This window comes from Marinobacter flavimaris, assembly GCF_045057155.1.
GTDB lineage: Bacteria > Pseudomonadota > Gammaproteobacteria > Pseudomonadales > Oleiphilaceae > Marinobacter > Marinobacter manganoxydans.
This window is the reverse complement of the sequence record NZ_CP171359.1, coordinates 527,652-550,653: the sequence shown is the minus strand read 5'-3', so window position 1 is coordinate 550,653 and position 23,002 is coordinate 527,652. Positions and strand designations below refer to the sequence as shown.

Genomic DNA, 23,002 nt, shown 5'->3' with positions numbered 1-23,002 from the left:
TGTGATTCAGTCCGAGATTTTCAGGAGCACCTTGCCGGTGTTCCTGTTCTCAGCCACATAGGCCATCGCCTCTTCCACCTCTTCTATCGGCCAGGTGCTATCGATCAGAGGTTCAATCTGGCCGGCTGCGAGCAGTGGCCAGACGTGCCGGTAGAGCGCCTGCATCACCTCGCCCTTATCCTCGACCGTGCGTGAACGGAGAGTGGAACCGATCAGGCGCTGGCGTTTGATCAGCATGATGCCCAGATCCACCTCGGCCATACGCCCCCCCATGAGTCCGATGAGCACAATGCGGCCATCGACGTTCAGAACCCGCTGATCTTCGGCAATATAATTGCCACCGACCGGATCCAGAACCATATCCACGCCACCCCACGCTGTAACAGCATCAACGAAGGAGCCTTCGTTCCGGTTCCAGACGCCACTGGCTCCCAGATTGCGACAAACCTCCAGTTTGGCCTTATCACCGGCGGTCGCAAAGACCGGATTGCCAAAGGCCGTTGCGAGCTGAATTACCGCGGTGCCAAGGCCGCTGGCACCCGCATGCAGGAGCACACGCTCGCCCGGTTTCAAGGCTGCTTCGTGATACAGATTCAACCAGGCGGTCGCAAAAACCTCGGGAATGGCCGCAGCTGTCTCCAGCGACACTCCTTTGGGAACGGGCAAAACCTGCACCGCGGGTACCACCACACGAGTCGCATAACCGCCGCCGGTCAGCAGGGCGCAGACTTCATCACCGGGTTTGAGATGGGTAACGCCAGATCCGACCGAAGCGATGCGACCACTAACCTCCAGCCCGAGAATATCGGATGCTCCCGGAGGCGGGGGATAGACGCCAGCGCGCTGCATGAGATCCGCACGATTGATGGCTGTCCAGACAACCTCGATTTCGACGTGGTCTGCGGGCGGTTCACCCGGTCCTTCCCAGGGCTCCCAGCTTAGATTGCCCCCGGTTACCTTGATTGCTTTGATCATGTATGACGTCTCGGCCTTGCTCATATGGGCACAGGATACCCCAAGTTTTCCGAGCATTGCACAAATGGCGCAAAGACAGGATCAGCCGGTAACTTCCAGGTTGGACAGCCAAACACTCTGATAAGGTTTCAGGGTGATCGAGCCAGACAGATCATCAATAGTCATCCCGGAAATCAGATCCAGCCAATGATCGGTGCCGATGAGATTGATGTCGCTCAGCGCTACCTGCTGCACCTCGTTACTGATGTTGTGAATGCAGAAGATGGACTGGTCCCGGCGCATACTCTGGCGCCAGAAACCAAACAGCTGCAGGCCAAGATGCAGGGTGAACTGGGTGGCGTTCGGGTGAAACGCTGGCTGTTTACGCCGGATGGCAATCAGCCGTTTCAGCTCCTGGAACGCCTTGCTGTGGTGGCTCAGGGGATCTGCGAGCTTCTGCTCCAGAGTATCCAGTTGCCACTGGCTGCGGTTAATGGATCGAAGCCGGCCGGTGTGCTCCACCCGCTCCAGATCGTTCTCAGTCGCCAGCAGACTGTGAATGTAGAAGGCCGGAATCCCCTCAAGCGCCAGCATCACGGTGTGGGCGCAGACGAAGCGCTGCAACTGCCAGTGGTCCCGACCCGACTCCGCCGTGCCTTGCAGCGCATCGTACAGGGCGATGTTGATTTCGTAGGGCTGGTCGCGACCATCCGGCGTGCGCCGGTACGAGACCTTGCCGCCGAACGAGTCCATGGTGTTGATCAGTCGCTGCTTCTCTTCCTCCGTCAGCAGACCATCCGTTGGCCGCATACCCACACCATCGTGGGACGCAATAAAATTCAGATAGGTGGTGCCCATCTGCGCGGGCGGCATGCTCATCAGCCAGGTTTTCAGGTGCTTGCAGTCACCGGTAACCAGGGTATTGATCAGCAGGGGCGGCAGGGAAAAGTTATAGATTACATGGGCTTCGTTGGCGTTGCCGAAATAGGTGAGATTTTCGCGATTGGGTACGTTGGTCTCGGTAATCACTACCGCATCCGGGCTGTGGTGCTCGATCAACAGGCGCAGGATCTTGATCAGCTCATGGGTTTGCTGCAGATGGATGCAGGGCGTACCCGGTTCCTTCCAGAGGAAGGCGACGGCATCGAGCCGGAAAATGATAATGCCACGCTCCAGGTAGCGCCGGATGATAGCAGCAAACTCGATGAGCACCTTCGGGTTGGCAAAATTCAGGTCAACCTGATCCTCACTGAACGTACACCAGACATATCGCTCGCCATCGTCGGTCTGGACCGGGTTAAGGAGCGGCGAGGTACGGGGCCGCACAACGGCACTCAGATCATCCCTTGGATTGCCCTCGAAGAAATAATCCTTGCCCGGGTCTACCCTTTTGCGGAAATTCTCGAACCAGCGGCTGCGGGCCGACATATGGTTGATCACCAGGTCCGCCATCAGCTTGTAATCCCGGGCGATGCCCTCGATATCCTCCCAGTTTCCGTGGGACTCGTTGACGGCCAGATAATCCATGACCGAGAAACCGTCGTCGGAGCTGTAGGGGAAAAACGGCAGAATGTGCACTGAAGAAATTGAATCTGACAGGCAATCCGCGAGGAACCGATGCAATGTCTGCAGTGGTTTTTCTTCCGCCCGCTGAACCGTGTCGGCATAGGTAATCAGCACCACATCCGATTCATCCCAGTTATTCTGGTGCGCAGGCGGCGGCGCCTGGTTGGGCTCCAGACCCATAGTGGTCAGCAACTGTTCGGCCAGAAATTCACAGTCCAGCTCTGGATAGACGACATCCAGCATGGAAACCAGCTTCGCTTTCAGAGCCTGGGTCATGGCCGGAATTCCTCATTATCCAACTCCACGGCCTCCAGCAACTGCTCCTTGATGTCGGGAATCGCGCTTGTGACCCGGTTCCAGCTGGGAATAAAAGGTGTGTCCATCGGGTTATCGAGGAAATAGGCGCCCGCCCGCATCACGTTCTGGGCGAACAGCTCCACCGCCTTCTCTTCCTTGTGTCGATCAAACGTCAGGCCGTTGATAATGGCGTCGTTCTGATAGGTCTCCACAAAATCCAGTGCAATACGGAAGTACGTGGCCTTGATAGTACGGAATTTCTCATTGGAGAAAATCTCACCGTTGGTCGCCAATTTTCGGAACAGAGCCTTGGCGATATCCATGCTCATTTTGGACAGGCCCTTGCTGGCATCTTCCGGTGAGAGTTCCTGATGCTTGTGATCATAGACATCGGCAATATCCACCTGGCACAGGCGGTTGGTGGCGTAGTTACGCTTCATCTCCGACAGCACACCGATCTCCAGTCCCCAGTCGCTGGGAATACGCAGATCATTGATCACATCCGTGCGAAACGAGAACTCCCCGGCCAGTGGGTACCGGTAACTGTCCAGGTAATCCAGGAAATCGTTGGGGCCGCAGACCTTCTTCAGGGATCGGATCAACGGTGTTACCAACAGGCGACTGACCCTTCCGTTCATTGTTCCGTCCGCTACACGGGCGTAGTAGCCTTTGCAGAACATGTAGTTGAAGCCGGGGTTAGCCACAGGGTAGATCAGCCGGGCCACAAGATCCCGGGAATACGTAAGGATGTCGCAGTCGTGCAAGGCAACGGATTTGCTGACACCCGAGGCCAACACATAGCCAAAGCAATACCAGACGTTTCGCCCTTTACCCATTTCCGTTGGTGCCAGGTTCTGCTCCCGAAGCTTCAGGTCAATGTTCCTGAGTCGAGGCCCGTCGTTCCAGAGCACCTTGAAGTTCTGTGGTAGTTCGGAGAAGTACTCCAGAGCGTGGCGGTATTGTTCCTCGTTGGCTCGGTCCAGGCCAATGACCACCTGGTCCAGATAAGGCACCTTGCCCAGCTCATGCACGATATTTTTCAGGGCCGGCCCTTCCAGCTCCGAGTACAGGGAGGGCAACACCAGGGACATGGGCCGGGTCTTGCGAAAACTCATCAGCTCCGCTTCGAGTTCCTCTACCGGACGCCGAACCAGGTTATGAAGGGTTGTGATAATGCCATTCTGGTAAAAGTCGCCCATGGCGGCTCTCCTTTTTTATACCCACACTCGAACGGGTCAGTACCCGTACTCAAACAGGAGATTGAGCACGCACTCATTCCAGCCCTCGGGGCCGGGCTTGAGGGAGCGAATGGCGTGTTTTGCCGAAGGCAACCGAACCTCTTCGCTTTTTACGCCCCGGATCACCACCGGTATATCCGCCGATTCCAGCATCTGCTGATCGTTGGGGCTATCACCCAGGGCAATGGCCAACACTGGCCCATCGCCATACTGCTCCCGGTATTGCTCTTTGTATTTGTTTAGCAAGAACCGGGCCCCATCGGCTTTATCAAATATACCCATGGCATGGAGGAAACGTCCGCCTGCTACCAGGCGGAGATCCTCGGCACTCAGAGCCGCTTCAAACTCCGCCAGCTCCTGCTCCGAGCCCTGCCAGATCAATGGTTCGGTTCCCAGCCGCTCTTTGGCCCGCCCGGCCGCTGCCGGATCCAGGCCGGTCTGCGCTGCCAGTTCATCGGTAGACATGTCGGCAAAGCCCCTGAATCGCGCGCCCTTCTTCCGTTGCGTGCCCAGCACCTCAAGGACGCGTTCCCGGGTTGCACCAAAATTCACCACTTCTTCTTCCTCATTGCCCAGGGCGTGGGGCGGAATAACCACGGCTGCACCGTTTTCGACAATAAACGGATCGTTGTTTCCAAGTTCTTCCCTCAAAGCCCGGATCTCCGGCATGGTTTTGCTGGAGTTAAGCACCAGGGGAATATTGGCTGCCTTCAGCCTTTCCAGGGCGGGCCCCGCCGCGTGCCAGCGGTAGTCGTCGTGGTCCAGCAGGGTGCCGTCCAGATCCGAGAAGAGAATCAAATGGGGTCTGGCCATGGCCGGTCTCCGTTAGGCCTCGCGAAACTGCGGAAGGCCAAGGGAATGGTCCTCGGCCACGTTGATCAGAACATCAGCCCGCCCAGGCATTTCTGCGAGGCAGGCACGAGTAACCCGTTCATAGTGCATCACGAAGCGGCCGACTTCTTCGTCGGTCATAATGCGCAACTCCTGTGCACCATCATGGGGCCCGCCACTTTTTGGTGCATTGCGGATTTTATTTGCCAGCTTTTGTTCCTGGAGTCGACGCCACTCAAGAACACACGCCATGGAGGGAGCCTTCAACATGATCAGAAAATCGATTTCATCAAAAAATTTCCGGTATTCCCCTTTCAACTGATCATTAACATAGCTGCGCCAGACTCCGTCCGGGTCCTCGTTCTCCTCCAGAGGATTCATCGGCTGGGCAAGCGCACTGTCTTGCTCCGGTCGCGCATCAAGGCACCACCCCTCAAGAAGAATGACCTCCGCACTTCCCCCGAAGACAGGCCACTGATCCCGGGGAACCCGGTCGTCCCGCGACTTGTCGAATGCAGGAATCGGGGTGGCATCTTCAGGCACTGCACTGCGCAAGCGGTTCAAGACCTGTTGCCCGAGCGCAACGTCGTGTGTTCCCGGCACGCCACGGGTTATAAACAACGGGTGCACCCGTTCGGCGAGGTCCTGGCGTTCACCTCTGGTAAGGTAAATATCATCCAGGGAAAAATTGGCCGCAGACCGGTTGCGGTGGCGCAGCAGAATTTCCCGTAAAAAGAGTGTCAACGTAGACTTGCCCGTACCCTGGGCTCCGTGAATACCAACCACAATGGGTTGCTTTTCCGTATCATGGAGCGCACAGATTCGGTCTGCGAGCGGCAGAATGGTCTTTTCTACCGTTTCGGCGTAGGCATCGGGCAGGCCTTCCTGCTGAATCAGGGCACTGATGGTTTGTTCTAGCGAGCGATCAGACACGTTGGGTTTCCAGTTCAATGGATGACTTAAGAGAGACGGCAGCAGAATTCATACCAATGGGAGTATAGGCGTTTTATGAGTGGCAACGATTTTCGAATAGAGCATCGCTACCTGGAGCTCCCGGACAGTTTTTATACCCGGGTTCAGCCCTCCCCTCTGAAAGACGCAAAGATGGTGTGCTTCAACCACAAGCTCGCGGGGCAGATGGGCTTTCGCGCCGATTCCGAATCCGACTGGACCGGCGTGGGTGCGGGATCGGAGTTACTCGAGGGCATGGAGCCTATGGCCATGAAATACACGGGCCACCAGTTCGGCGCCTACAATCCCGATCTGGGCGACGGCCGTGGACTGCTACTGTGGGAAACCGTTGGCCCCGATGGACGACGCTGGGACTGGCACCTCAAAGGCGCCGGTATGACTCCCTACTCCCGCTTCGGAGATGGCCGCGCTGTGCTTCGCTCCACCATTCGCGAATACCTGTGCAGTGAAGCCATGCACGGACTGGGTATCCCTACCACCCGGGCACTGTTCATGGTGAGCGCCAAAGACCCGGTGCGCAGGGAATCCATCGAGACGGCGGCGGCACTGGTGCGCGTGGCTCAAAGCCATATTCGCTTCGGACACTTCGAGTTCGCCGCTCACCACGAAGGACCTGAAAGCGTAAAGACTCTGCTTGAGCATGTGATCTCGCTGCACTTCCCTCATCTGATCAACCTGCCGGATGACGATCGATACGCCCGCTGGTTCGAGGAAGTGGTGGAACGCACCGCAAGAACGATTGCGGACTGGCAGGCAGTCGGCTTCTGCCATGGCGTGATGAACAGCGACAACATGTCCATCATCGGCGACACCTTTGATTATGGCCCTTTCGCATTCCTTGATGATTTCGATGCCGGCTATATAAGCAACCATACCGACCAGGGCGGGCGCTACGCCTACAACCGTCAACCACAAGTCGGGTTCGAGAATTGCCGCTACCTGGCCACAGCCCTGCTCCCGGTAATGGAGGAGGACGACGTGCGCCGGGGGCTTCGCCGCTATGAAGTGGCCTACAACGAACGCTTCCTCCAGAACATGCGAGACAAGCTTGGCCTGATCATCGAGGATGAAGCGGACCTGAGCCTGATCATGGATACCTTCAGCATGATGCACGAGCACCATGTCGACTACACGGCTTTCTTCCGGGCGCTCTCGAATCTGCACAGCCATGGCCATGGGCCGGTGCGGGATCTGTTTGTAGATCGCAGCGTGGCAGGCCAGTGGCTGGAGCGTTATGAGGAGAGACTCATGAACGAAAGCCGCGCTCACGATGAGCGGGAATACGCCATGCGCCGTGTAAATCCGAAGTATGTGCTGAGGAACTATCTGGCCCAGCAGGTTATCCAGGAAGCGCAAAACGGGGATTACGAACCGATAAAAGCACTATTGAAGGTTCTCGAACGCCCCTATGACGAGCAACCGGAAAGTGAGGCTTATGCTGCATTGCCGCCGGATTGGGGCAAGCACCTGAATATCAGCTGTTCAAGTTGAGGTAGCTGCGCCAGTCAACGAAAAAGGGCCGGACGATATACTCGTCCGGCCCTTTTGTTTTTTCTGCAACCTACCGAGATCAGAGCGCCTTGGCAGCAATGATCTTCTCGTGCCACTCCGCAGGACCTGTCTGGTGCACAGACGAGCCGCGCGAATCAACGGCGACTGTGACCGGCATGTCTTCGACCTCGAACTCGTAAATGGCTTCCATTCCCAGTTCCGGAAAGGCAACCACTTCCGCATTCTTGATGGCCTTGGAGACCAGGTAAGCGGAACCGCCCACAGCCATCAGGTAGACCGCACCAAATTCCTTGATGGCGTCGATGGCCACCTGACCGCGCTCGGCTTTACCGATCATTCCGGTAAGGCCGGTCTTTTCGAGCATGGTGTGGGTAAACTTGTCCATTCGGGTTGCAGTCGTCGGGCCTGCAGGACCAACCACCTCTTCGCGCACCGGATCAACGGGGCCCACGTAGTAAATGAACCGTCCCTTCAGATCAACCGGCAGCTCCTCGCCTTTCTCGATCATGTCGACCATCTTCTTGTGGGCAGCATCGCGGCCGGTCAGCATCTTGCCAGAGAGCAGAACGGTTTCGCCCGGCTGCCAGTCCTTCACGTCTTCGGGGGTCACCGTATCGAGGTTCACGCGACGCACGTTGTCGCCGACTTCCCAGGTGATTTCCGGCCAGTCTTCCAGGCGCGGCGGCGTCTGCAAGGAAGGTCCGGTGCCATCCAGAGTGAAATGCGCGTGGCGAGTCGCAGCACAGTTCGGGATGATGGCCACCGGCTTATTGGCAGCGTGCGTCGGGTAATCCTTGACCTTAACGTCCAGAACGGTGGTCAGGCCACCCAGCCCCTGGGCACCAATACCGAGATCATTCACCTTGTCGAACAGCTCAAGACGCAGTTCCTCGGCTCTGTTCGAGGCACCGCGCGCTTTCAGGTCGTGGATATCGATCGGATCCAGCAGGGATTCCTTGGCCATTTCCATCGCCTTTTCGGCGGTACCGCCAATACCAATGCCCAGCATGCCAGGCGGGCACCAGCCAGCACCCATCTGCGGGACCATCTTCAGAACCCAGTCTACAACCGAGTCGGACGGGTTCAGCATGGCAAATTTGGACTTGGCCTCGGAACCGCCGCCTTTGGCAGCTACGTGCACTTCAACGGTATCGCCCGGGACCATCTTGTAGTGGATGATGGCCGGCGTGTTATCACCGGTGTTCTTACGCTTGCCGTCCGGGTCATCCAGGATAGAGGCGCGCAGCACGTTGTCTGGATGGGTATAGGCGCGACGCACCCCTTCGTTGATCACATCATCCAGGGCCATCTCGCAGTCCCACTGGACGTTCATACCGATGTTGACGAAAACCGTCACAATACCAGTGTCCTGACACAAGGGCCGATGCCCTTCCGCACACATGCGCGAGTTGATCAGGATCTGGGCCATGGCGTCCTTCGCCGCCTGGGACTCTTCCTTTTGGTAAGCCTCATACACACCATCAATGAAATCTTTCGGATGGTAGTAGGAAATGAACTGCAGCGCGTCCGCTACGCTTTCAATCAGATCGTCCTGGCGGATTACGGTGGTCATAGGCGCCTCATCAGCTTGATATCGTTATGTCGTGTCGTAAAAATCGGGAGGCGAGAGTTTACCAGAAAATCGGTTTGGCGAGTGATTGGACAGATGGCGAAGCAAGGATTAAAACCCGTGAAAAACGCCACGAGAAAAGGGTACCATCCTAACCAAACTAGAATAACACCGCAGGAGACACCGTGACTGACCTCGTCCTCACCGAAATAAAAGACCGGATTCTCATCGTTCGACTGAACCGGCCAGAGCGCAAGAACGCCCTCACCCACGCCATGTACACCGCCATGGGGGACGCTCTGGAGCAGGCCCGGGATGACACCAACATCCGGTGCGTACTCTTCACCGGCACAAGCGAGTGTTTCACTGCAGGCAACGACCTGAGCGAATTTGCCGCCGGCTTGCCCGGTGATTTCGAACAAACCCCAGTCGGCCGCTTTCTTTTATTACTGGCCAGTGCAACCAAACCTGTGGTGGCGTCGGTCAATGGCGCGGCCGTTGGCATTGGCACCACTATGTTGCTGCACTGCGATCTGGTGTTCGCCGGCAACAACACGGCGTTCCAGATGCCCTTTGCCAGCCTCGGCCTGTGCCCCGAGGGCGGCTCGAGCCTGCTACTCCCCTCCTGGATAGGCCGGGTGCGCACTGCCGAACTGCTGATGCTCGGCGGCGCCTTTTCCGCGGACGAGGCCTTCCGGCTTGCCCTGATCAACCGGGTTTGCGAGCCGGAGCAGACAGAAACCAGTGCCTTCGAGACCTGCCAGCGGCTGGCCGAAAAAGCGCCAGCTGCGATTCGAGCCACCAAAGCCCTTTTGAATCAGCCAACCATGGCGGCACTTCGGGAGACCATGCTCGAAGAGGGTCAGCTGTTTGCCGAGCGCCTGAAATCCCCAGAAGCTGCCGAAGCCTTCCGGGCCTTTATGGAAAAACGCGCACCGGATTTCTCGCGCTTCGAGTAAACCTCGACTGCGCCTCAATTTCCCCGTTGCCGGACCTCGACAAACCGTTATCCGGCAACTATTTTTCTCAAAGGCCGAACTCCAACTGTGCGGGGAGGATTCAATCCAGAAGAATCACACTTTTGGCTGATCAACACTTGCCATACTGTCGCTATAGTCAGAGATACAGAAATTGGCTTACAGCGCTGGCTACAATTTCAGACAACAGTTTAAGCAGAACAGGCCACTGACAACGGGCTTACCGGATCAGACCGGCCCCGTCAGCTGCCGAACATAACGACACAACAACAGGAAAAGGTTCCACCCATGTTCAAGAAAACTCTAATAAGTCTTGCCGTGGCGTCTTCCGTTGGACTTACAGGCTGCCTTGAGGGCGGCAATACGGGGGCGAATGCCAATCCGGACTACAATATTTCGCAGTCTGACGCACAAGCGGAATTCCTGGCTCAGTTTGAGGGCAAGGTGTGGCCCGTTTTTGATCCTTTCCCGGCCGTATCAGATCTGCCAGTTCCCAACGATCTGATTTTTGGTTCAGTTGGTGACGGCACGTTTGAAGTTGCCGACACCAGCCCACCTGTTACGACTGCGCTTAACAACCTCAGCGGCGCATCCACCGTTGCGCCGATTGACATCAAAATGAGCGGACGCATTGAAGCAACGTCGTTGAAGGGCCCGGATTTGCAGGCCATCGCAGCACTGCTAAAAGGCTCAACTGATCCACAGCTGGTCCAGCGTGTGCTCGCGCAGAATGTTTTCCTTGTCGAGCTGGAATATGCCAGCGGAGCACCTTTGCAGGCGCTTCAGGCCAGCGAAAAGCCAACCGCGGCACCTTTCCTGGACTTTGAAGTGAAGGTCAAGGAGCTGAACGACTCGCGCCTGGGCCCGACTGATTTCATCAGGATCATCCCCACCAAGCCCCTCAACCCGAATAAACGCTACGTGGCTGTCGTGCTTAACAACATCCTTGACGCTGATGGAGAGCAGATCACTAACTCCCCAGCCTATGCAAATATCAAGGACGAAACCGAAGTACTTGGCGCCAGCGCTCTGAAGAGCGTAAGAACCTTGATAAACTCCTTATGGGAGCCGATTGCAACCAACGTAGTAACCGGTTTCCAGAAGACATTTAATCCTGCCGCACCCGGTGTTGGGACCGACGATATTGCACTTACCTACAGTTTCACCACCTCAAACGATGAGCAGGTGCTGAAATACATGGCTAACCCTGCTTTCTGGGCCGGCGATCAGGTCCTTGCCGCAGCAAAGCTTCGAGTCACCAAAAAGGTTACCGGTGCGGCACTTTTCTTCGCCAACCAGCAGGATCCCGAAAACAACGTTGCTCCAGGAAGCGCATTTGATCTCAACGACGATGACGCTGTCACGGTTGCGGACTTTGACAGGGATAGCGATGGCGCAATTACCCCGGCAGACTTCATCCTTGCCGACAGGGATGGCGACAGTACCATAACGCCTGCCGATTTCCAGGCAGCCCTGGCACCGAATAGCCAGCAGCCTTTTGGTTTTGTTGACCTGCAGGAAGCAGTTGATCAGGCGGAGATATCCGCAGTTCTTGGGAACCCTGCCCTGGCATCCTGTGACTCAGAGCCCTATCAGATTCCGGTACCGGACGTCGGTATGGTTCCTGTAGAAAGCCAATCCTTCTGTGTCGGCACCCTGATCAAAGGTTCTCTTGCTCAGTCCGGAATCAACCTGCCCTCGCCGAGCTCCGCTGGCGAAGATGGCATTGTTGCCGATTTCACTACAGCCGAGAGCGCCCCGCAGTTATCGGCCCTGCTGGGCTCTATCACCGGCTCTGACAACGTTAATGTCGTTCAGGGCTCAATTACCCTCCCGTACTATCTGGGCCTCCCCACAGGAAGTCTTTCAGCGGACAAAGACATCCTCACTGGGAGCTTCTGGAAGGCCGACAGCACACTTGCCGTCCAGCTGAATGGTTTCCTCAAAGCCGCAGGCCTTGATCTTGTGCTACCACAGGGCAAAGACGGCGAAGAAAGTTCCGACATCGTAAACTGGATATTCCCCTTCCCCGAAAAGAAAGGTGATGTCAGTGTACCCATGTTGGTGATGTACCCGAAGGCTCTGGATTCAAACAGCGACGGCACTCCCGATCTGCCCTTCGATCCAACTTCCGCAACCCCTCCGCAGATTCCGGTTGTCATCTACCAGCACGGCATTACCACTGACCGCACTGCTGCACTGACCTTTGGCAGCGCTCTTGCCGCTCAGGGTGTCGCGGTTGTCGCCATTGACCAGCCGTTCCACGGGGTGAGCCCGATCCCCCTAACCACAGATGATCCGGACGCTGGCCCCCTGGACAGCATCACAAGTACAGCCGGTGTAATCCTGACAGCGATCGAGAGTCAGAATAGCCTTCCCGAGGGGACATTGGTTCCAGGTTTGGTTGCCCCTCTGGTTGAGTCAGCTTTGGCATCGGATAACACTGCTTTTGTTACAGCAGTAAACGGTTCGGCGCTTCCGGCCAACCTGAAAACAGCATTGACCGCTCAGGCGCCCCTGCTGGTTGATACCGTTGGCAACGCTGGCAGTCAGATTGCCGGCATTGCGCCACGGTTTAAGGGCCAGGGCCTTAACCCAGAGGGAGCCACCGAGCGCCACTTCGGTTATGGCACAAATGCCCTGGGCCAGGTCATCCCCATGAACTTTGATCCGACGAATGCCCAGGGCGCCTCCGGCGATCTGTTCATCAACCTTCAGAACTTCATGAACGGGCGGGATATCCTTCGGCAGGGTGCCGTGGATCTGATGACCGTAAGGGCATCAATCCAGGACATCGCTCCAGCGTTCGACGCGACAAATGTCTACTTTGTAGGCCACTCACTCGGAACACTGAACGGCGGAGCCTTTGTGGCCGCAGCCAACTCCAGCGTGACTCCTCTGACCCCGTCGCTTGAGCTGAAGGGGGCTAACCTGCTCACGCCGGTTGCCGGTACGGTCCGCATGCTTGAAAACTCCCCAAGCTTCGGCCCAGAGATCCTTGGGGGCCTCAAGGCAAAATCAGGGCTGACCCAGGATGACGCGAACCTCCAGACCTTCCTGAATGTGCTCCAGGCTACGATTGATACCGTCGATCCGATAAATCATGCCGAGCTGCTGGACAATGTCCTGTTCTCGCAGATAAACGATGACTCCGTGGTCATCAACAACGGTCGCAATACTCTCGTCGAAGACACATCGTTCGAAACGCCTGGCGGCTCCATTCCGCTGAGCCTGAACGGTTCGCTCGCGCCGCTGTCCGGCAGTGAGCCGCTTGCGGCACTTGCGGAGGCCAACGCGCTCAATTCGAGCAACACGGCCGCCGACCCAGTGGAGCTCCCGGCGTTTGTGAAATTCTGGAACAAGGGCGTTCACAGCACACCTGTGCTACCGGCTGACGATGACGAAACAGCAGTCTTCACCCAGATGGTTGTTCAAACTCTGAGCATCATCGCGACAGATGGCGATGTCGCATCAGTGATGAGCACCGACGCAGTAGATCCAGCGGAGGACAGCCTGCGCTCTGTGGTAGATCAGTAAAAAGTGTGGAAACCGAAAGCCCCGCTCCGGCGCAAGCCGTTCACCTAAAGTGGATCTAGCTTGGCCAGGCTGGGTGAGCAAGAGGGCCGGTGGAAAAACCCACCGGCCCTTTTTTATGAACTAGTACATGGTTCCGTTAATACTATTGCATTAATATCACCAGCTACTAACCTTGCTCTCAAGGTAACTATTCAGTCGGTGTAACTATTCAGCTCATTCTCAGAAAAAAGTTCTTGACAGGGTTTTTGCCCGGTTTTGCAGAACTTCACCCACACTCGCCCCATTGCCGTAACATCGCGCTCAACCCCCCTGTTCTTCCTTCATTGCGGTCTTGAGCTGCCATACATCGAGCGTGCCGGCAACGAAAAGATCGTTCAAAACGGCCCTCAGGAGGAAAAATCCAGCCTGAAAAAGTCGTGCGATAATAGCCCATCACTCGACGGTACTCAGGTTCATGAAAATCAGCAACATCGATGTTGACGCCGCCTTGGCGGGCGTCAAGCAACAGCTCCAGAGCGACTCCTCGGTCTCGGTCTCGCCATCGCTGCGGGCGGCAATCGAGCTGCTGATGGTGCTGATCCAGATTCTGACCGGTCGGATCAACACCAACAGTGCCAACAGCAGCAAGCCCCCCTGCCAGGATCCCAACCGACTCAAGAAGAGCCGGCCCAAAAGCAAGCGCAAGCCGGGCGGACAGCCGGGCCGTATCGGCAAGACGCTGCAACCGGTGGAGGATCCGGATGCGATCCAGACCGTGAAGCTGGATCGGCGCACCCTACCCAAGGGCAGTTCGTTCCGTCTGGTGGGCCACGAAAAGCGCCAGGTCATCGACCTCGACATCAGTCGCTTTGTCACCGAGTACCAGGCCGAGATTTTGGAAAACGCCCAGGGCCGGCGCATCGTGGCGCCATTTCCAGCCGGCGTCGAGCGTCCGGTGCAGTACGGTCCCGGACTGAAGGCGCATGCGGTCTATCTGTCGCAGTATCAACTGCTGCCCTACGATCGCATTCGCGAGTACTTCGAAGATCAGGTCGGCATTCCCCTGAGCGCGGGGTCGCTGTTCAACTTCAATCGGGAAGCCGGCGACCGGGCTGCCGGCTTCGAGGTTTGGGTCAAAGATCGTCTGGCCGAGTCGGATCGGATCCACGCCGATGAAACCAGCATCAATATTGGCGGCAAGCGCCACTGGCTGCATTGTGCCTCCAATGACGACCTGACCTGGCTGTCACCCCATGCCCGGCGCCGGATGAAAGCCAGCGACAGGGCAAACGCGGCCGACTCAAACGCTCAAAGGCCCGCAACCTGCTGGAGCGGCTGCGCGATTACGAAGCGGATGTGCTGCGCTTCCTGGATGATCCGGCGGTACCCTTCACCAACAACCAGGGTGAGCGGGATATCCGTATGCTCAAGGTGCAGCAGAAAGTATCCGGCGGCTTCCGTTCAATCGAAGGCGCGCAGATCTTCTGCCGAGTGCGCAGCTATCTGTCCACGGCGCGTAAGCAGAAGCTGACGGCCTCCGATGCGCTGATGTCCCTGTTCGAGGGGCGTATGCCGGCCTTCATGACGGCGCCACCAGTTAATGATCAGAACGTTTTAAATGAAACCGACTGAATAGTTACCATCGCGTCATCCTTGATGCTCGTTTTCCATAGATTCACCATTACTGGTGACACTTATAAAGCTAGCAGAGCCCTCATTTTCGACCAGAAAAAACTGAATCGATACTCACGGTTTTCCTTCTAAAGGAATTGTTCGTTATCAGCCCCAGGCATTTTGCCAATCCGGGACGTTTCCGATGGCGTTTTCTCGAACTTGATGGGAAACCCGATCTGCCTCTGTTGGGTGCCGTCACCCCGGTCCACACCAATCACCATCTCCCTTGCCTTAAGCTGCGGATGCTCAGCGGCCTCGGAGATTGTCAGAACCGGCTCCACGCAGGCATCCTGACCGGCAAAAATCTCCTGCCACTCGGCCAGGGTTTTCGAGGCAACCCTTTCTTTCAGGGCGGCTTTGAGCCGTTGCCGATGTTCGGGTTTCTGGCTCAGGGCGTCGCTTTTCAGGTCGGCAATCCCCAGGGTGTCGCACAGGCGTGCGGAGAACTGCGGTTCCAGACTGCCGACCGATAGCCAGCGGCCGTCACTGGTTTGGTAATAATCGTAGAAGGAGCCACCATTGAGCAGTGAGCTCTCCGGTTTCTGCTCTTGTCCACCCGCCAGGCAGGCGGCGCCGGACATGGCATTCAGGGCAAAGGCGGCATCGGTCATGCTGACATCAACGAACTGCCCCTCTCCGGTTTGCTGTCGGTGTATCACCGCCGCCAGAATACCCATCACAGCATGGTGAGAGCCGCCGGCAACATCGGCAATCTGTATTCCCATCGGGGGCGGACCGCTGTCCGCTCGGCCACAGTGGCTGCTGACGCCGGCCAGGGAAAGATAATTGATGTCATGGCCCGCGCGGTCCTTGTAGGGGCCGGTCTGCCCGTAACCGGTAATGGAGCAATAGATGAGACGAGGATTTACTGCTTTGAGGGTCTCGTAGCCAATGCCTAGCCGGTCCATCACTCCCGGGCGAAACTGCTCGATAACAATGTCGTGGTCTTTGACCAGCTCCAGGACTTTTTCCCGGCTCCCCGGCTCTTTGAGGTTGAGACCGAGCGACTTCTTGCCTCGATTCAGAAAACCATGAGCCGTGCTCACCCCCGCATCATGGGGCGGCATCACCCGTGTCAGATCCACCCGGTCCGGTGCTTCCACACACAAAACATCTGCCCCCATGTCGGCCAGCAGCATGGTGGCGTAGGGGCCGGGCAACAAGGTACTGAAATCCAGAACTTTCAGCGAAGTCAGAGGACCCGCCATGATGATCTCCTTTTTATTGTGAGAGTTGTCCGAATAGCATTCGTTTCCTTCATGCTGCCCGGTTTTGCCAACGGGGCCAACTGCCGGTTCCGTCATTCCGATTGGCCGTTTCTACCAGCCTGTCCGGACGGCGTCGGTTGCATTGTTCTGCCGGGGTTTTATGATGGGTTTCGTTTTTATGGAATGGCGAGCGTGATGTCCGATCTGACGGTTTCGAAGCACTTTGTTCAGGCTGCCCTGGGGGGTGCTGAAAGACTTGGTTTTGATACCCGGGAAATGCTCCGGGAGGCAGGGATCTCGCCCGATCTCCTGCGTATCGAGATGGCCCGGGTCAGCAGCGACCAGTTCAGCCATCTTATGCAGGTGCTCTGGAACCGGATGGGGGACGAGTTTATGGGGCTTGGGCCCAGGAGGGCCCGGACAGGCACCTTCGCCACCATGTGTGCGCTGGTAATTGACTGCCCCAACCTGGAATCGGTGTACCGGCAAGCCTTCCAGTTTTCCCGGCTCTTCGAGCCCATGGTGTCGATGGAGCTCGAAATCGGCGAGGACAAAGCCCGACTGGTGGCCAGGATGGAAGGCGAAATAAACGATCCCAGTTTCTTCTTGAGGGAAAGCATCCTCGTAATCTGGCATCGTTTGGGCAGCTGGCTCATCGGGCAACCCATAGAACTGGAAAAGGCGGAGTTCGATTACCCCCGGCCGCCCCACGGCGACGAATACCGGCACATTTTCCATTGCCCCCTGGCGTTCGAATCCGACAGAATTGCCCTCACCTTCGACAAACGCTTCCTGTCGGCGCCAGTTATCCGCGACAAGCCGGAGATGCGGCAATTCCTGAAGACGTCGCCCGCAGACCTGCTGTCCCGGCCTGACGAGAGCAACACCTTTACGGGGCGGATTCGTGCGCTGATCGGGCGAGATTTCTCAAAGCCGTTACCGGATTTCGAATGGATTGCCGCAGAGCTACATACCAGCCCGCAAACGCTGCGTCGCCGGCTGAAGCAGGAAAATACCTCGTTTCAGGAAATCAAGGACCTGCTACGGCGGGATATGGCGATTTACTACTTGAGCCGGCAGGACCTGCCCATCAACGACATCGCGGCCAAGGTTGGCTTCACCGAGCCCTCAACCTTCCACAGGGCTTTCAAGAAGTGGACAGGGGTGACGCCCGGCGCATACCGGGAGGGCGAACGAGGCAACCTCCCTGATTGAATCAGGATCCGGACGGTAGCTGAAGTGTCCGGATCAACTGCCCCAGCGTCTCAGCAATCTCCTGAACTCGCTCACGGTTCGCGGCCAGTTGAAGCAGGCGGGAGCCATCCCTTGGATCGTAAACCCAGCAGGTCGAAACAGCGGCTTCACAACGCCACTCAACCTGGGGGTTAATGCCAAACACCGACATCGGCTCGGTGCTCCTCAGTATACGGCCATCTTCGGCTCGCCTGATTTCCTGCACCTGAATCTCGTCTCCCTGGGTTCCCAGGCGATATTCCACATCTGCCGGCCGGTCCAGCCGCACCACTGCCTGATCACGGCGCCAGCCTGCGAGTTCAAGAAGGCTGTTGATATGAAGGGTCAAGGCTTCACGGTCTGAATCCGCCAGATAGAGCTTGCGCAGTGACTCAACGCGGCCCTCACCCGCTGGTTCAATAACCGCAACCGGCTCGCTTTCGCCAGCAGCCTGGGGTGCGACAGCGTTCTGTCGCCTGGTCTTCTCGATAGAGGTGATCAGCTGAAGGGATTCCTGATAGTGGGCTCCCTCCGCACCCGCCTGGCTTACATAGGTCTCAAGGGCCGACTGGGCCTCGTTCAAATGGGAGGACTGGAGCATCACCCTGCCCCGATAAAAATAGTAGTCTTCCGGCTTTTCCCCCTCCAGTTGCTGCAACCGGTTGAGGTATTCCGCAGCCTCACCCCAGTTTTCTGCAACAACGGCCTCTTCCGTAGCCAGCATCAACCTGCGGGTTTCATGTTCGGGCGCCAGCGCCAGCGCCGGCCCCGCCAGGAGCACGGAAGCCAGGGCGGCCCCGAGGACAAAACAGCGACCTGTTCCAAATAATACTGCCATGGCATCTACTCCTGCTCGTTATCTGCACCAATCGCCTGCTCCTCAGAATCAGGCCGGTCGTCGTCCCCGGAATGAAGGAATTCGTCGGAATCGTCCACTTCCGCCTGATCCATGATCCCCTTGGGCAATTCTTTCTTGACCCGAACACCCAGCTCAACAAAGCGATTGGCCTGCGAGATCAGGTTACCCCGCCCGCGGGTCAGGGTGTTCATGGCCGAGTCGTAGGTTCCCTGGGCGGTATGCAACTGGGTGCCAAGGCGTTCCATCGCTTCCACGAACACCCTGAGTTTGTCATAAACCGCGCCTGCCCGCTCGGCGATTCGTCGCGCATTCTGGCTCTGACGCTCATAACGCCAGATGTTTTCGATTGTTCTCAATGTTGCCAACAAGGTTGTTGGAGTTACCACAATAATCTTTCGCTCAAAGGCTTCTGCGAAAAGGTTCTCGTCCTGTTGAAACGCCGCCACAAAGGCAGGCTCGATTGGCATGAACAAAAGCACGAAATCCGGCGAATGAAGGCCATGCAGTTGGCTGTAGTCCTTTTCACTCAACGTACGGATGTGATTTCGAACGGCCTCAACATGCTGTTTCAAAGCCTCTTCCCTGACCACGGAATCCTCGTCTTCCGTGACCCACTGCTGATAAGCCACCAACGACACCTTGGAATCAATGATCAGGTTACGGTTGTCTGGCAGATGCACGATGACATCCGGCCGATACAGCTGATTATCGCTGTCCCGATAACTGCCCTGAGTGTCGTATTCAACGCCCTTACGAAGGCCGGACTTTTCCAGTACACGCTCGAGAATCAGCTCACCCCAGTTGCCCTGGATTTTCTTGTCACCCTTCAGTGCGCGGGTCAGATTGGCGGCTTCTTCAGTGATCTGTCGGTTCAGGTCCTGTAGTGATTTGATCTCACTGCGCAGGGCCTGACGGTCCCGGGTTTCATTGGTATACACGTCCTCGACGCGCTTTCGAAAGTCCTGCAGCTGATCCCTGAACGGATTAAGCAGGGTATCCAGGCTGGTTCGTGTCTGCTGGCTGAAACGCTCGCTCTTCTGCTCGAAAATCTTGTTGGCAAGGTTTTCAAACTCCTGCTTCAGGGCGTCACGGTTACGCTCAAGCAGCTCCAGCTTCTCATTGGCTGAACGGCGCTCCTTATCAATTGTCACTTCCTGCTCCCGGAGCGACATGCGGGCCTCACCCAGCGCTTCGGACAGCTCTTCCGCCTTTGCCCTCAGGGTCTGACGTTCGCTTTCCACCTGCGCAAAGCGCTCTTTCCGGCTCTCCAGCTCCGACTCAAGCCCGGCCAGTCGGTTCTCGAGGCTTGCGGCATGCTGCCTCCAATGTTCGACGTCCTGCTCAAGTCGACCATTCCTGCCCCAAAGCCCTTTCAGAACGACCAGAAGAATCAAAACAACCATCAGCGCCGCCATCAGATCAGGACGGGACAACATCTGTTCCATGATGGCTTCAGGCACCTGGCAATACTCCTGTTAAAACTCTTTTCAGATGAATGATCGGTACGATTCTGCTTGAACACAGTCTAACCCACGCAGGGAACCTTTTGCCCGGCGCACCGTCAAGTTGACTGGTGCTGCCGGTAAGGACCACGACTGTTTGGCAATAATTCGAAGCCCGGGCATCTAGCTCTGGACGCCCAACGTAATATCGTCTAAAAGGGTAAAATGTTCACCCGCCAAGTGGTTATTACCCTTTGGTAACCGTATGACGGGCACGGACGGGATCAGAAATGGATAACAGATCATGCTGAAAGAATTGTGGCGAAAGCTGGGGGCGGAGTTTCTCCACGATGACGGCTCCAGTCAGGACAGCCAATCCGGATTGTTCGGTACAGGCGCATCCGGCAACAAGGAAGCATTCAGAATCCTGCCGCACATTACCCACACTGGCGAGTTTCACCTCGAGCGCCTCACCAGCCTGCTTAAAACCCGGTACGGAAAGAGTTTCGGGATGCCTTCCAGCAGTGCCGAAAGCGACGAGAACATCCGGGAGCTGATCAGTTTTGCCGCCCGAATTCAGGATCAGGATGTGCAGCGCGAACTGCTGCTTTTCTACCTCAATTGCTCCCCCGTGATTCAGGAATACCTGCGTGCTGAAACCGTGCTCGGTGAAGGACATTTCCTGTCACGGTAAACACTACTGCCCCTTAACCATCTGTAAATCAACCACACAGGTTGGATGTTGTATACTTCCATTCCGTTTTTATCCGGTTTCACATGCACAGACCGTCATCACCGTTCCCACTCGGGTATGACAAGCTGCCAGCTCAGGGGTTATTCATGGGTTTGAAATGTTTTCGGGCTGGACTGCCTAAACCTTCCTTCATCGCACTCGCAGGCATCCTCACACTGACGGGATGTTCGGCAGACCGTTATTTCATGGTTCCCAAAACAGACCTCAATGAGCTTCAGGGATCCGTCAAGAGCCAGCGTGCGACTCTCGTTACCATGGAAGAGAATGCAGCGACTCGACACGAGCAAGCCGTTGCCCAGACCCGCTCATCGACTCAAACCATACTGGACGCGATCGCCACCCAGGTAGAAAAACCCGAATGTCCGCCCGTTCAGGTCCAGAAGCAGTGCCCCGCAACAGACAACTCAAAAGGCCGCGCTGATCGCCTCAAGGGGAAAGTCATTGTCGGTGAGGTAGAGAATTTCTACCTCGCGGGCCCCGGCTTGATCTACAAAGCTCGAATCGACAGCGGCGCCGAAACTTCCTCCATCGACGCACGCAACATCACCCGGTTTGAGCGGGATGGCAGCAACTGGGTGCGGTTTGATGTACCCGTTCCCGGCGCCGACAAGTTCGTGACCCTGGAGAAAGAAATCTCCCGTCGTGTCCGGGTTATCCAGGCCAGCGCGGACGAGGCTGAGCGCCGTGTTGTTGTCGAACTCCAGTTCTTTATTGGCGACCATCGGCAGGTAGCCGAGTTCACACTTGCCGACAGAACAAACCTGACCTACGAAGTTCTGATCGGCCGCAATATTCTGCGTGACGTAATGCTGGTCGATGTCGGCAAGGAGTACGCCACCGAATTGCCTGAATCCATCCGCAAAAGCAACGGGAACGAATCGTGACCACCCGCTCGCGCCTGCCGTTTTATATTGCCGTTTTTCTCCTCATCGCAGCGGGCATTTCGCTTGCTGTCTGGAGACACATTGAGCTTGGTATCCCCTGGCTGACAGGCGAGCAGCGTCCTGTCTGGATGGTCGAGGCCCGAATCGATTTTGACGCCGGCGACGGATCAGTGCTTGCCAGCCTCAACATACCCGAGCAACCTCCGGGATTCCGTATCCTTACCGAGCAGGCTGCATCACCTGGCTACGGCTTCTCTATCATCGACAGCTCGGGAAGCCGCCGGGCGGAATGGAGCAAGCGGGAAGTCTCCGGACCGCAGACACTGTATTTCAAAGCCCAGTTTATTCCGGACGCTAACGCCCAACCGGAAATTCCCGTGCGGGAACCGAAAACACCAAGGACCTTTTGGGAAGAACCCGAAGCCACAGCCGTTCAGGAAATACTGGACCAGGCCAGGGTCCGTTCGAGTACTCCAGAAAGCATGACCCGAGAGCTGATCCGGCTGATGCAGCCAGACACCCGCACCCAGAACACCACCCTGCTGGTCTCGGAAGAGAACTACCTGGACCTTCTGGTCGATATGCTCAACCATAGCGGTATCGCTGCCAGGATAGCCGACGGCCTCAGGCTTGAGGATGCGCGCCGGCGGCAACAGCTGATGCCCTATCTGCAAATCTACAATGGCAAACAGTGGCTCACCTTCAACCCGAAAACCGCTGAACAGGGCGTACCTGACGATCTGTTGCTCTGGCGCCAGGGCTCTGCTTCTTTGCTGGATGTCGTGGGCGGGGAAAACTCCGAAGTGAGCTTCTCCATGCTCCGGCAAACTGTTCCGGCCCTGCAACTGGCGACCATGGAATCCGCCTCCAACGGCCTCGGTTTCCTGAGCTTCTATGAGCTGCCCATTGAAGAACAAAGCATGTTCCGGATGCTGCTGTTGCTGCCACTCGGTGCACTCATGGTGGCCTTCATGCGGATCGTCATCGGCATCCGTACCTCTGGCACTTTCATGCCCGTGCTCATCGCCGTGGCCTTCGTCCAGACAACTCTGGTGCCCGGGCTGATTGCTTTCCTGTCGGTTGTCGCCATAGGTCTGCTCATGCGCGGTTATCTGTCCAGTCTCAACCTGTTGCTGGTGTCTCGAATATCCGCCCTGATCATTCTGGTTATTTTCATCACCGCGGGCTTGAGCATTATCGGTTACCAGATGGGATTCAACACTGGCATGACGGTCACTTTCTTCCCGATGGTTATCATTGCCTGGACGATTGAGCGCATGTCCATCCTCTGGGAGGAAGAAGGCGCCCACGAGGTCATGGTTCAGGGTGCCGGCAGCCTGTTCGTGGCCATCTGCGCCTATCTGCTGATGAGCGCGCCTCTGGCTGGCCATCTGACCTTCAACTTCCCGGAGCTGCACCTCGTGATCCTCGGGCTGATCCTGTTGATGGGCCAATACACCGGCTACAAGCTCAGCGAGCTTCGACGGTTCACGCCAATGAAGGCTTACGACTGAT

Annotated in this window: 16 protein-coding genes and 1 pseudogene; 8 read left to right on the top strand and 9 right to left on the bottom strand. The window is 56.9% G+C overall.

Annotated elements, in window-relative coordinates; genetic code table 11:
• Nucleotides 1–6: 6 nt before the first annotated feature.
• The 5 genes from ACGK9W_RS02720 to ACGK9W_RS02700 all read right to left on the bottom strand — a co-directional run bounded on the left by ACGK9W_RS02720 (nucleotide 7) and on the right by ACGK9W_RS02700 (nucleotide 5,819).
• Nucleotides 7–972, bottom strand: coding sequence for an NAD(P)H-quinone oxidoreductase (locus ACGK9W_RS02720; RefSeq protein WP_405421152.1), 966 nt, complete (start codon nucleotides 970–972; stop codon nucleotides 7–9).
• An 84-nt stretch (nucleotides 973–1,056) separates the two neighbouring features.
• Entirely contained in the window at nucleotides 1,057–2,796 is a 1,740-nt protein-coding gene (locus ACGK9W_RS02715) for a sugar phosphorylase (protein ID WP_053114826.1), read from the bottom strand.
• Nucleotides 2,793–4,016 carry a glycosyl transferase gene (locus ACGK9W_RS02710; protein WP_053114825.1) on the bottom strand — a complete coding sequence of 408 codons (1,224 nt, stop codon included), beginning with the start codon at nucleotides 4,014–4,016 and terminating at the stop codon, nucleotides 2,793–2,795. The genes ACGK9W_RS02715 and ACGK9W_RS02710 overlap by 4 nt, the downstream gene beginning before the upstream one ends.
• Nucleotides 4,017–4,052: 36 nt before the next feature.
• Entirely contained in the window at nucleotides 4,053–4,868 is an 816-nt protein-coding gene (locus ACGK9W_RS02705) for a mannosyl-3-phosphoglycerate phosphatase (RefSeq protein ID WP_053114824.1), read from the bottom strand.
• A gap of 12 nt (nucleotides 4,869–4,880) precedes the next feature.
• Entirely contained in the window at nucleotides 4,881–5,819 is a 939-nt protein-coding gene (locus ACGK9W_RS02700; protein ID WP_075267679.1) for a hypothetical protein, read from the bottom strand.
• Between the two features lie 75 nt (nucleotides 5,820–5,894).
• Between ACGK9W_RS02700 and ACGK9W_RS02695 the strand changes: the two genes are divergently transcribed.
• The gene (locus tag ACGK9W_RS02695; RefSeq protein ID WP_405418996.1) at nucleotides 5,895–7,349 is read left to right on the top strand and encodes a protein adenylyltransferase SelO; all 1,455 of its coding nucleotides are present in this window, start codon (nucleotides 5,895–5,897) and stop codon (nucleotides 7,347–7,349) included.
• A 79-nt stretch (nucleotides 7,350–7,428) separates the two neighbouring features.
• Here ACGK9W_RS02695 and ACGK9W_RS02690 read toward each other — a convergent pair whose 3' ends face one another.
• Nucleotides 7,429–8,943: a fumarate hydratase gene (locus ACGK9W_RS02690; protein ID WP_405418994.1), complete on the bottom strand. Its 1,515-nt coding sequence runs from the start codon at nucleotides 8,941–8,943 to the stop codon at nucleotides 7,429–7,431.
• A gap of 182 nt (nucleotides 8,944–9,125) precedes the next feature.
• On the opposite strand from ACGK9W_RS02690, the gene ACGK9W_RS02685 reads away from it, so the two are divergent.
• The 3 genes and pseudogenes from ACGK9W_RS02685 to ACGK9W_RS02675 all read left to right on the top strand — a co-directional run bounded on the left by ACGK9W_RS02685 (nucleotide 9,126) and on the right by ACGK9W_RS02675 (nucleotide 15,065).
• Nucleotides 9,126–9,899 (top strand): enoyl-CoA hydratase, encoded by a 774-nt coding sequence (locus tag ACGK9W_RS02685; RefSeq protein ID WP_405418992.1) that lies wholly within the window; start codon nucleotides 9,126–9,128, stop codon nucleotides 9,897–9,899.
• A gap of 306 nt (nucleotides 9,900–10,205) precedes the next feature.
• Nucleotides 10,206–13,454 (top strand): hypothetical protein, encoded by a 3,249-nt coding sequence (locus tag ACGK9W_RS02680; protein ID WP_341581591.1) that lies wholly within the window; start codon nucleotides 10,206–10,208, stop codon nucleotides 13,452–13,454.
• A 454-nt stretch (nucleotides 13,455–13,908) separates the two neighbouring features.
• Nucleotides 13,909–15,065, top strand: a pseudogene (locus ACGK9W_RS02675) (transposase).
• Between the two features lie 128 nt (nucleotides 15,066–15,193).
• Here the strand turns inward: ACGK9W_RS02675 and ACGK9W_RS02670 are convergent.
• The gene (locus tag ACGK9W_RS02670) at nucleotides 15,194–16,315 is read right to left on the bottom strand and encodes a CaiB/BaiF CoA transferase family protein (protein ID WP_405418990.1); all 1,122 of its coding nucleotides are present in this window, start codon (nucleotides 16,313–16,315) and stop codon (nucleotides 15,194–15,196) included.
• 195 nt (nucleotides 16,316–16,510) lie between these two features.
• Between ACGK9W_RS02670 and ACGK9W_RS02665 the strand changes: the two genes are divergently transcribed.
• The gene (locus ACGK9W_RS02665; protein ID WP_041645126.1) at nucleotides 16,511–17,530 is read left to right on the top strand and encodes an AraC family transcriptional regulator; all 1,020 of its coding nucleotides are present in this window, start codon (nucleotides 16,511–16,513) and stop codon (nucleotides 17,528–17,530) included.
• Between the two features lies 1 nt (nucleotide 17,531).
• Here the strand turns inward: ACGK9W_RS02665 and ACGK9W_RS02660 are convergent, their stop codons facing one another.
• Nucleotides 17,532–18,386, bottom strand: a complete 855-nt coding sequence (locus ACGK9W_RS02660) for a hypothetical protein (RefSeq protein ID WP_053114818.1) — start codon at nucleotides 18,384–18,386, stop codon at nucleotides 17,532–17,534.
• Nucleotides 18,387–18,391: 5 nt separating this feature from the next.
• Nucleotides 18,392–19,867, bottom strand: a complete 1,476-nt coding sequence (rmuC, locus tag ACGK9W_RS02655; RefSeq protein ID WP_108019169.1) for a DNA recombination protein RmuC — start codon at nucleotides 19,865–19,867, stop codon at nucleotides 18,392–18,394.
• 286 nt (nucleotides 19,868–20,153) lie between these two features.
• On the opposite strand from rmuC, the gene ACGK9W_RS02650 reads away from it, so the two are divergent.
• The 3 genes from ACGK9W_RS02650 (at nucleotide 20,154) to ACGK9W_RS02640 (ending at nucleotide 23,001) form a co-directional block, all read left to right on the top strand.
• Entirely contained in the window at nucleotides 20,154–20,543 is a 390-nt protein-coding gene (locus ACGK9W_RS02650) for a hypothetical protein (RefSeq protein WP_014576600.1), read from the top strand.
• Nucleotides 20,544–20,788: 245 nt separating this feature from the next.
• Nucleotides 20,789–21,487: a RimK/LysX family protein gene (locus ACGK9W_RS02645; protein ID WP_014576599.1), complete on the top strand. Its 699-nt coding sequence runs from the start codon at nucleotides 20,789–20,791 to the stop codon at nucleotides 21,485–21,487.
• On the top strand, nucleotides 21,484–23,001 hold the full coding sequence (locus ACGK9W_RS02640; RefSeq protein ID WP_405418987.1) for an inactive transglutaminase family protein: 1,518 nt from the start codon (nucleotides 21,484–21,486) through the stop codon (nucleotides 22,999–23,001). The genes ACGK9W_RS02645 and ACGK9W_RS02640 overlap by 4 nt, the downstream gene beginning before the upstream one ends.
• The last annotated feature ends 1 nt before the right edge of the window (nucleotide 23,002 follow it).